Annotated in this window: 9 protein-coding genes; 7 read left to right on the top strand and 2 right to left on the bottom strand. The window is 54.0% G+C overall.

Annotated elements, in window-relative coordinates; all coding sequences use genetic code 11:
* Window positions 1-232: potassium transporter TrkG (locus ACTG33_RS06695; RefSeq protein ID WP_439134427.1), on the top strand; the 232-nt coding region annotated here is incomplete at its 5' end.
* 46 nt (window positions 233-278) lie between these two features.
* Here the strand turns inward: ACTG33_RS06695 and ACTG33_RS06690 are convergent.
* Window positions 279-1,205 carry a lysophospholipid acyltransferase family protein gene (locus ACTG33_RS06690; RefSeq protein WP_439134426.1) on the bottom strand — a complete coding sequence of 309 codons (927 nt, stop codon included), beginning with the start codon at window positions 1,203-1,205 and terminating at the stop codon, window positions 279-281.
* A 252-nt stretch (window positions 1,206-1,457) separates the two neighbouring features.
* Between ACTG33_RS06690 and glyQ the strand changes: the two genes are divergently transcribed.
* The 6 genes from glyQ to ACTG33_RS06660 are packed head-to-tail and all read left to right on the top strand — an operon-like array spanning window position 1,458 to window position 6,821.
* Window positions 1,458-2,435, top strand: coding sequence for a glycine--tRNA ligase subunit alpha (gene glyQ, locus ACTG33_RS06685; RefSeq protein ID WP_439134425.1), 978 nt, complete (start codon window positions 1,458-1,460; stop codon window positions 2,433-2,435).
* 2 nt (window positions 2,436-2,437) lie between these two features.
* Window positions 2,438-4,519 (top strand): glycine--tRNA ligase subunit beta, encoded by a 2,082-nt coding sequence (glyS, locus tag ACTG33_RS06680; RefSeq protein ID WP_439134424.1) that lies wholly within the window; start codon window positions 2,438-2,440, stop codon window positions 4,517-4,519.
* A 1-nt stretch (window position 4,520) separates the two neighbouring features.
* A complete protein-coding gene (gene gmhB / locus ACTG33_RS06675) occupies window positions 4,521-5,108 on the top strand; it encodes a D-glycero-beta-D-manno-heptose 1,7-bisphosphate 7-phosphatase (protein WP_439134423.1) in 588 nt (195 codons plus the stop codon).
* 3 nt (window positions 5,109-5,111) lie between these two features.
* Window positions 5,112-5,828: a lysophospholipid acyltransferase family protein gene (locus ACTG33_RS06670; RefSeq protein ID WP_439134422.1), complete on the top strand. Its 717-nt coding sequence runs from the start codon at window positions 5,112-5,114 to the stop codon at window positions 5,826-5,828.
* 41 nt (window positions 5,829-5,869) lie between these two features.
* Window positions 5,870-6,457 (top strand): hypothetical protein, encoded by a 588-nt coding sequence (locus ACTG33_RS06665; protein WP_439134421.1) that lies wholly within the window; start codon window positions 5,870-5,872, stop codon window positions 6,455-6,457.
* A 1-nt stretch (window position 6,458) separates the two neighbouring features.
* Window positions 6,459-6,821 carry a DOPA 4,5-dioxygenase family protein gene (locus ACTG33_RS06660; protein ID WP_439134420.1) on the top strand — a complete coding sequence of 121 codons (363 nt, stop codon included), beginning with the start codon at window positions 6,459-6,461 and terminating at the stop codon, window positions 6,819-6,821.
* Between the two features lie 60 nt (window positions 6,822-6,881).
* Here the strand turns inward: ACTG33_RS06660 and ACTG33_RS06655 are convergent, their stop codons facing one another.
* Window positions 6,882-8,339 (bottom strand): MFS transporter, encoded by a 1,458-nt coding sequence (locus ACTG33_RS06655; RefSeq protein ID WP_439134419.1) that lies wholly within the window; start codon window positions 8,337-8,339, stop codon window positions 6,882-6,884.
* Window positions 8,340-8,574: the final 235 nt, after the last annotated feature.

The following is an 8,574-nucleotide window of genomic DNA, read 5'->3' as shown; positions in this document are numbered from 1 at the left end:
CTACTTTTTGATGTTCCTGATTTTGATTGGCACCGGCCTGGATGTGGTTACCGCATTTTTCGCCGTGGGTGCCTGCATCAACAATCTGGGGCCCGGGCTGGGAGAGGTGGCCACCCACTATGGCGATATGAACGCAACCGCCAAGTGGGTGCTGTGTTTTGCCATGCTACTGGGACGGCTGGAAGTGTTTACCTTACTGGTCCTGTTCAGTCCCATGTTCTGGAGACGCTAATGTTCTGGAGACGCCAAGCTCTTCTTTAATTGCTTACTTCAATCTCTTATTTCTTCTTTTTGTAGGGTTTGGGCATGCCTTGCGGCTGCTTGCGGAAACGTTTGTACTCCCACTGGTACTGCGCGGGGATGTCATTCACGCAGTTCTCAACGGTTTTGTTCAAACCGGTCAGAGCCGCCACCGTATCCTCAGAGTAAACACCGTCATCGGCAGATTTAAAGTGAATTTCGAACCCGCCGCGAACCCGCTCGGCATAGGCGGCAATCACGGTACAGCCCGAGCGCTCGCGGAGACTGTTGACCAGCGTCATGGTTAACGCCGGCACCCCGAAGAAGGGGGCAAACTCTCCGCCCGCCGCATCGGGCACCTGATCAGGCAAGATACCGGTGAATCCCCCCTGTTTCATCGCCTTCAAAATAGCCAACACCCCCCGACGATTGGTGGGCGCCAGCGTGGCTCCGGCCTTCTCACGCCCCTCGCGGATGATGCGCTCCAGCTCTGCGATCTCCGGTGGCTGATACATAAACATGGCACCGGGCACTTCTGACAGATACAGACCCAGCACCTCCCAATTCCCCAGATGCGGTGCCAACAGCACCACACCCTTACCCTGCGCCAGGGCGTCATCGAGAATGGAGCGATCGTGTACTGTCTGTATCTTGCTTGCCGTCCAGCTGAGGTCTCTCACCCAGACCGCCCCGGTCTCAAACATCAACTTGCCGGTTTCGATCAGACTGGCGCGAATCAGCCGGTTGCGCTCAGCCTCGTCCATCGCAGGAAAACACAACTCCAGATTTTCCCGGGTCACCCGATAGAGGCTGTTACGACAACCATACGATATCCAACCCGCCCCGGTCCCCAGGCTCCGGCTCAACCACAGAGGCAGACAGGCACAGACTTTCACAAAGGCGACGATCGCTCGTTCCTTAAAGCCGGGGGGTGAAGATGAATCAGACGCGGGTGAATCAGACATAGAAAGCCCAAAGCCAATCAACGGGAGGCGGAAGCTTACCCAATGACTTATCCCCGAACAACATGGAACTGCCACTGAACAAGACAGATCTTCCCCCGTAAGCGTGTCACATGGCTCTGTCTGGTCAGCCAATCGGTTAAATTGGACGCATTCCTTGGTGCAGCCTGCCGCTAGGGCTATAATCTCGCCCCTATTTTCGCTCATTTGTCGATTATTTACCGAAATTCACCAAAGCCGGAGGGACAGACAGCCGTGTCTGAGACCAACAAGCCCGATGTCAGTACGTTTCAAGGACTGATTCTCGCACTTCAACAATACTGGGCCCGTCAGGGCTGCGTCGTTTTGCAACCACTGGACATGGAAGTGGGCGCGGGCACCTTCCATCCGGCCACGTTCTTGCGAGCCATCGGTCCCGAGACCTGGAACGCCGCTTACGTGCAACCCTGCCGCCGTCCCACCGACGGTCGCTATGGCGAAAACCCCAACCGTTTGCAGCACTACTACCAGTATCAGGTAGTACTGAAGCCTTCTCCGGACAATATTCAGGATCTGTATCTGGGCTCCCTGAAGGAACTGGGCCTCGATACGCTGATCCACGACATCCGCTTTGTGGAAGACAACTGGGAATCCCCAACACTGGGTGCCTGGGGTCTGGGTTGGGAAGTGTGGCTCAACGGTATGGAAGTGACTCAGTTTACCTACTTCCAGCAAGTGGGCGGCCTGGAGTGCTACCCGGTCACCGGCGAGATCACCTACGGGCTTGAGCGTATTGCCATGTACTTGCAAGGCGTCGATTCCATTTACGATCTGGTGTGGACCGTCGGTCCGGACGGCAACAAGGTCACCTACGGTGATGTGTTCCTGCAGAACGAAATCGAGATGTCCCACTTCAACTTTGAAGAAGCCGATGTGGACTTCCTGTTCCAGACCTTCGACAACTGCGAGCGCGACAGCCAGCGCCTGATCGAGAAAAACCTGCCGCTGCCCGCCTACGAAATGGTGATGAAGGCCTCCCACGCCTTTAACCTGCTGGACGCCCGCCACGCCATTTCCGTAACCGAGCGTCAACGCTACATTCTGCGCGTGCGCACCCTGGCTCGCGCCGTGGCTCAGGCCTATTTCGATGCGCGCCTGAAAATGGGCTTCCCGCTGGCGGAAGACAACCTGAGACAACAAGTGATGCAACTGGCGGCAGACGCTGCAGAAAAGACTGATGGAGGTGAACAGTAATCATGGCTAAGGATTTTCTGGTCGAACTGGGCACCGAAGAACTGCCCCCAACCGCGCTGAAAAAATTGATGCTGGCCTTCAGCAACGGCATTGCCGCTGGACTGAAACAGCAGGATCTGGCCTTTGACGCCGTTGAACCATACGCTGCACCCCGCCGTCTGGCCGTGGTGGTGCGCAATCTGGAAGAACAAACACCGGTAAAAGACGTGGTGGTCTGGGGCCCTCCGGCCAAGATCGCTTTCGACGCCGACGGCAACCCCACCAAAGCGGCGGAAGCCTTTGCCAGCAAAAACGGCATCGAGGTCAGCGCGCTGGCCAGCGAAAACGACGGCAAGGTCGAGAAACTGGTTTACCGCTCTCAGGCCGGTGGTGAAGCCACCGCCGAGTTGCTGCCAGCCATTGTGGAAAACTCACTCAACGCCCTGCCCATCGCCAAGCGCATGCGCTGGGGTGCCAGCCGCACGGAGTTCGTACGCCCGGTACATTGGCTGATCATGCTGTTCGGCGACGACGTGGTGGAAGCCAATATTCTGGGCCTGCACGCCGCCCGTGAAACCCGCGGTCACCGCTTCCACTACAATCAGGATCTGCAGGTGGACAACGCCAGCGATTACCTGAAAAAGCTGCCGTCCATTGCCTACGTGATGGTGGACTACGAGCAGCGCCAGCAACTGATCCGTCAGCAGGTGGAAGCCGAAGCGGCAAACATCAACGGCGTTGCCGTGATCGATCAGGATCTGCTGGATGAAGTCACCGGCCTGGTTGAATGGCCTGTAGCTCTGACTGGACGCTTTGAAGAGCGTTTTCTCGAAGTGCCTGCAGAAGCCCTGATCTACTCCATGAAAGAGCACCAGAAATACTTCCCGGTGGTGGATAACGACGGGCAGTTGCTGCCGTACTTTATCACCGTCTCTAACATTGAGAGTAAAGACCCGGCGCAAGTCATTGACGGTAACGAGCGAGTGATTCGCCCGCGACTGTCCGATGCCGCTTTCTTCTTTGAAACCGACAAAAAAGTCTCTCTGGGTGAGTTCCGCAATCGTCTGAAACCTATTGTCTTCCAGGCACAGCTGGGTTCCATCTTCGACAAGACCGAGCGCATCAAAGGGCTGGCCGCTAACATCGCCAACCAACTGGGCGCTGACGCCGACAAGGCCGCCCAAGCTGCCGAACTGTGCAAGTCAGATCTGGTCTCCGACATGGTGGGTGAGTTCGACAAGATGCAAGGCCTGGCCGGCTACTACTACGCCGTTCACGAAGGTCTCGACGAAGACGTGGCCAAAGCTCTGAAAGAACACTACCAGCCCAAGTTTGCCGGCGATGCCCTGCCGGAAACAGAGACCGGTACCATCGTTGCTCTGGCCGACCGTATCGATACCCTGAGCGGAATTTTCGGCATTGGCCAGAAACCCACCGGCTCCAAAGATCCGTTTGCTCTGCGCCGCGCCAGTCTGGGTGTGTTGCGCCTGCTGGTGGAAAAACAACTGCCGCTGGACCTGAAAGCGCTGTTGGGTGCCGCCGCCGAACAACACGGCAGCAACATCAAAGACGCCGATGACACGGTAGCCGCCACCTTCTCTTATATGGTGGAACGCTTCCGCGCCTGGTACGAAGAAGACAAAATTGCCGCCGAGGTTTTCCACGCGGTGCAGGCCAAGCAATTGTCCGAGCCACTGGATATTCACAATCGCGTGCTGGCGGTTAACGCTTTCCGCGCTCTGCCGGAAGCCGAAGCTCTGGCTGCGGCCAACAAGCGGGTATCGAACATTCTGGCCAAGTCCGAAGCTCAAACCGATGCCGCGGTGAACACCGAACTGTTGCAGGAATCCGCCGAGAAAGTTCTGGCGGAACAACTGGCTGCCAAGTCTGACGAAGTGGCGCCGCTGTTTGCCGCCAACGACTACACCGGCACTCTGGCGGCACTGGCCAGCCTGCGCGCGCCCGTGGATGACTTCTTCGATAATGTGATGGTGATGGCCGACGACGAGGCGCTGCGCAACAATCGTATCGCGCTGCTGAGTCAGTTGCGTCAACTGTTCCTGCAGGTGGCTGATATTTCACTGTTAGCTCCCAGCAAGAACTGATATGCCCAACACCTCAACCAAGCTGGTGATTCTCGATCGCGACGGCGTCATTAACCGTGACTCCGACGCGTTTGTGAAATCCGAAGACGAGTTTATCCTGATCGACGGCAGTGCCGAGGCCATTGCGCACCTGTGCCGCAATGGCTTCACCGTGGTGATTGCCACCAATCAGTCCGGCATCGCCCGCGGTTATTTCAGTACCGACGATCTGGAAGCCATGCACAATAAACTGCGCACTGCCGTGTCCGCCGAGGGCGGAGAAGTCAGCGCGATTTTTTATTGCCCCCACGGCCCGGACGACGGCTGCAGCTGCCGCAAACCGCTGCCCGGCTTGATTGATCTGATTGAAAAAGAGTTTGAGGTCAGTGCCGCCGGAGCCCCGTTAATTGGCGATAGTCTCAGAGATCTGGAAGCTGGCATTGCCAAAGGCTGCGACCCCATTCTGGTGAAAACCGGAAAAGGTCAGAAAACCCTACAAAAATTACAAGAAGAAGCTACCAACACAGACGAAAAGCTGTCATTAAAAAGACTGCCGGTATTTGATAATTTACAACAAGCCGCCCTCTATATTACCGAACATTATGGATGATTTATGCAGGTTGCCCGCACCATAGTTTTTTATACCATCATGTCCCTGACCGCCGTATTTTTTGGTGTCTTGGGCATTTTCTTACCGCTCGCCCCCTACCGTTTCCGCAGTCGTTTTTTCATCTCTTTCAATGTCGTCATGCTGTGGGCTCTAAAAACCGTGTGTGGTGTGAGCTGTAAAATTCAGGGACAAGAAAACCTGCCCAAAGGCCAACCCTTTGTCATCATGGCCAAGCATCAATCATCCTGGGAAGCCATTTTCTTTCAGTGGTTTTTTCATCCCACCTCCATCATTCTAAAAAAAGAATTGCTGAAAATTCCGTTCTTCGGCTGGGGGCTGGCACAGTGTCGTCCTATTGCCATTGATCGCAGCAACCCAAAAGACGCTCTGAGAAGAGTGAAGATTTACGGACAGAAACGTCTGGACGAGGGCAACAATGTTCTCGTTTTTCCAGAAGGCACCCGTACTCCGGTGGGCAAAATCAGCACCTACGCTCGCAGCGGTGCCGACATCGCCATTAACGCCAACGCACCACTGATTCCCGTCGCTCACAACGCCGGCGTCTACTGGCCGATGAAAAAGTGGATAAAGAATCCCGGCGTAATTGAGGTGTCTATCGGCGCCCCCATTCCCACCGAAGGCAGAACCAGCAAGGCCGTCACTGAAGATGTGAAAAACTGGATTGAAGGGGAAGTTGCAAAGATGGCCAGCAAAGCCTAACTCTTCTCCACTTCTTTGATGATTACGACAGAGAGCTGCCAATGGATCTGATGTTACAAATCTGGGGCGGATCTTTTTATCTGATCAACAAGATACTCTTTGCTCTGTCCGAAGGCCGGCACGAGCCCACCAAAAAACACTTCAAACTGTCGGGCTGGACCATTTATATTCTCGGTGTTCCCGCCTGGGTCATCGTCTTGGCGGGTCACGAAAACTGGATTGCCGCTTCTATTGAAGCCGGCGGCATCCCAGCCATGTTGCTGGGGTTGTACAACACCTACCACGATCACCAAAAACCGCACCAACTGTTCAACCGCATTGTGACCCTGTGTACCTATTCGTCGCTGACTTTCGGATTGCTTTACAGCGTCAGCCAACACGGCGGTATCACATCGATTTCTCAGGTTCTGGAAATTGGCGTAATGCTTGGGTTTTTACTGGGCAGTTATTACATGGCAAAGAACAATCGTATCGGCTGGCTGTTCTTCGCACTGATGAACCTGAGTATGGCAACGCTGATGTTACTGCAGGACAAACCTATTTTGATGGCACAACAATTGGTGTCATTGTGCTTTGTAATCTATGGTTTTATGCAATCACGCTCTCTACGAACACAAACGGCACATTGATATGACCCTCGATGACCGCGCGCCCATCAACCGACACAAGGCCTACCACGCCCATGTGTACTTTGATGCAAGCACCGCAGAGCAGGCGAGAACGCTTTGCAACACCATCAAAGAAACCTTTGATCTGCCGGTGGGCCGCTTTCATGAAAAGCTGGTAGGACCACACCCTTGCTGGAGTTGCCAAATCACTTTTGGCACCAGAGACTTTGATGCCTTTATTTCCTGGCTGGACGCTAACCGCAACGGTCTGACCATCTTTGTCCACGGACTGACTGGTGATGATGTTAAAGACCACACAGACTATGCCTATTGGCTGGGTCAGGGGGTTGAACTGAACTTGTCGGTGTTTGGTATCAACCCCTGACACATCAGCCCCCTCTCCAGCACCCCTTCAGTTATTACCACCAGATCTCAATTCACCCGATCAACAATCACCGCGCGCCTGTAATATCAGGGCCGCCTGCACCTCGTCACTTTTTTGCCGGCTGACATCAATACGCATCGCCAGCCACCACGGAATCAGTAACAAGAGCACCAGCACTGGTCCAACGACAACACCAATCCCAAATAACGCGGACTCAGAGGCCTGCCCCGGATCGACTCCGGGTTTCAGGCCCACAATGTCGAGCAAAGGCCCCGCCACCATGTAACCGAACCCCATGACAAACTTCAGAGCAAATGTCGTGGCCGCAAAGAATACGCCTTCTTGTCGGCGACCTGTGGCCAGTTCATGCTCATCGGCAATATCCGCCATGATCGAGTGCAAATTCACGGTGCGCATAATCGTCAGAATGGTGGTGATCAACGTGTTAATAAACACCATGGCAAACAACCACTGAGTGCCATTTTCCGGAATGAGGCCCAACAAGCGTCCAGGGACTAGCCACAGGGTGTTAAACACCAACCCTGCCACCGCAACCCGTAACAGAGTCTGCTTTTCCCAACGGCGGGACAACCAGCTCATACCGGGGAAAGCCACAGCCACCGCCAGTAAGGACGACAGAGCCAACAGGGCAATCTGTTGGACCGATAACTCCCAGAAATAAGTCCAGGTAATCATCTGCAACGCCCCGAGGATACCCAGTGTGCCGCCAACCGCGATTTCGAGGATAAAGATTCGTCTGAAATTGGGGTTTTTCAAGGTCGCCAGCGTATCGCTGAACATGCCCGACATACCCGGGCTCTCTTTACTTCGAGCGGCAATTTTCTGCAAACGTGGAATGTAGTGTCGCGTACCCACCACACACAGCAGACACGACATTAACACCAGTACAAACGCGACCCAGCCATAGGTGATGTAGTTGTCGAGGACAAAGCGTCCATCCTGACCGTCCACCTCGGCAAAGATTACTGTCAGGCAAATAGCCGGTATGGCCACACCTGCGATCCAGCCCAGGTTGGTGCGGAAGCTGACAATAGAGGAGCGTTCGGCGTAGTTATCCACCATTTCGGCGCCCATGGCATTTTGCGGGATGTAAAAGATGGTCAGGGAGGTTCTGAGGAGCAGCACCGACGCCAGCAGCCAGGCAAACATCGCCCACTGATTGGCCAACATGCTTTCCGGTGGGCTGAACAGGATGAGAAATGACAGGGCCAGCGGTACTGAGCCCAATAACATCAACGGATGACGGCGACCCCAGCGGCTTTTTAACCGATCGGACCAAGCACCGACCATTGGGTCAGAAAACGCATCCCAAATCACAGAAATAAAGATTGCCAGCCCCGTAAGTGAACCCGACAAGCCCAGCACCTGAGTGTAAAAAAACAGCACAAAATTGCCGAAGGTCGCCTCTTTCAAAGCGTAGGGGACACTGCCAATTCCGTAGGACAGTTTGTCGATAAAACGCATTTTATTGTTATTCAGTTGTGCTGTGGCTTTCATTGCGACTCCCACAATTTATATCAATAGTTATGTGACCATTTATATGACTAACTTTTAACTCACTGATTTATAAGAGCTTTAAATATTATTTTAAATGACGCAATCAACAGTGTAGTGATTTACCCCTAGTTACAGTTGCAAAGTGTAACTTATAAGTTTACATTCTGTAACCATAAATAAGTTTACAACATGTAACCGAACTGCAACCCGCCATTTTCCAGCAGTTCTGTGCATG

Source organism: Pseudomaricurvus sp. (assembly GCF_965662505.1).
Classification (GTDB): domain Bacteria; phylum Pseudomonadota; class Gammaproteobacteria; order Pseudomonadales; family Cellvibrionaceae; genus Pseudomaricurvus.
The sequence above is the reverse complement of the archived record's forward strand: the minus strand, read 5'-3'. Positions and strand labels throughout refer to the sequence as shown.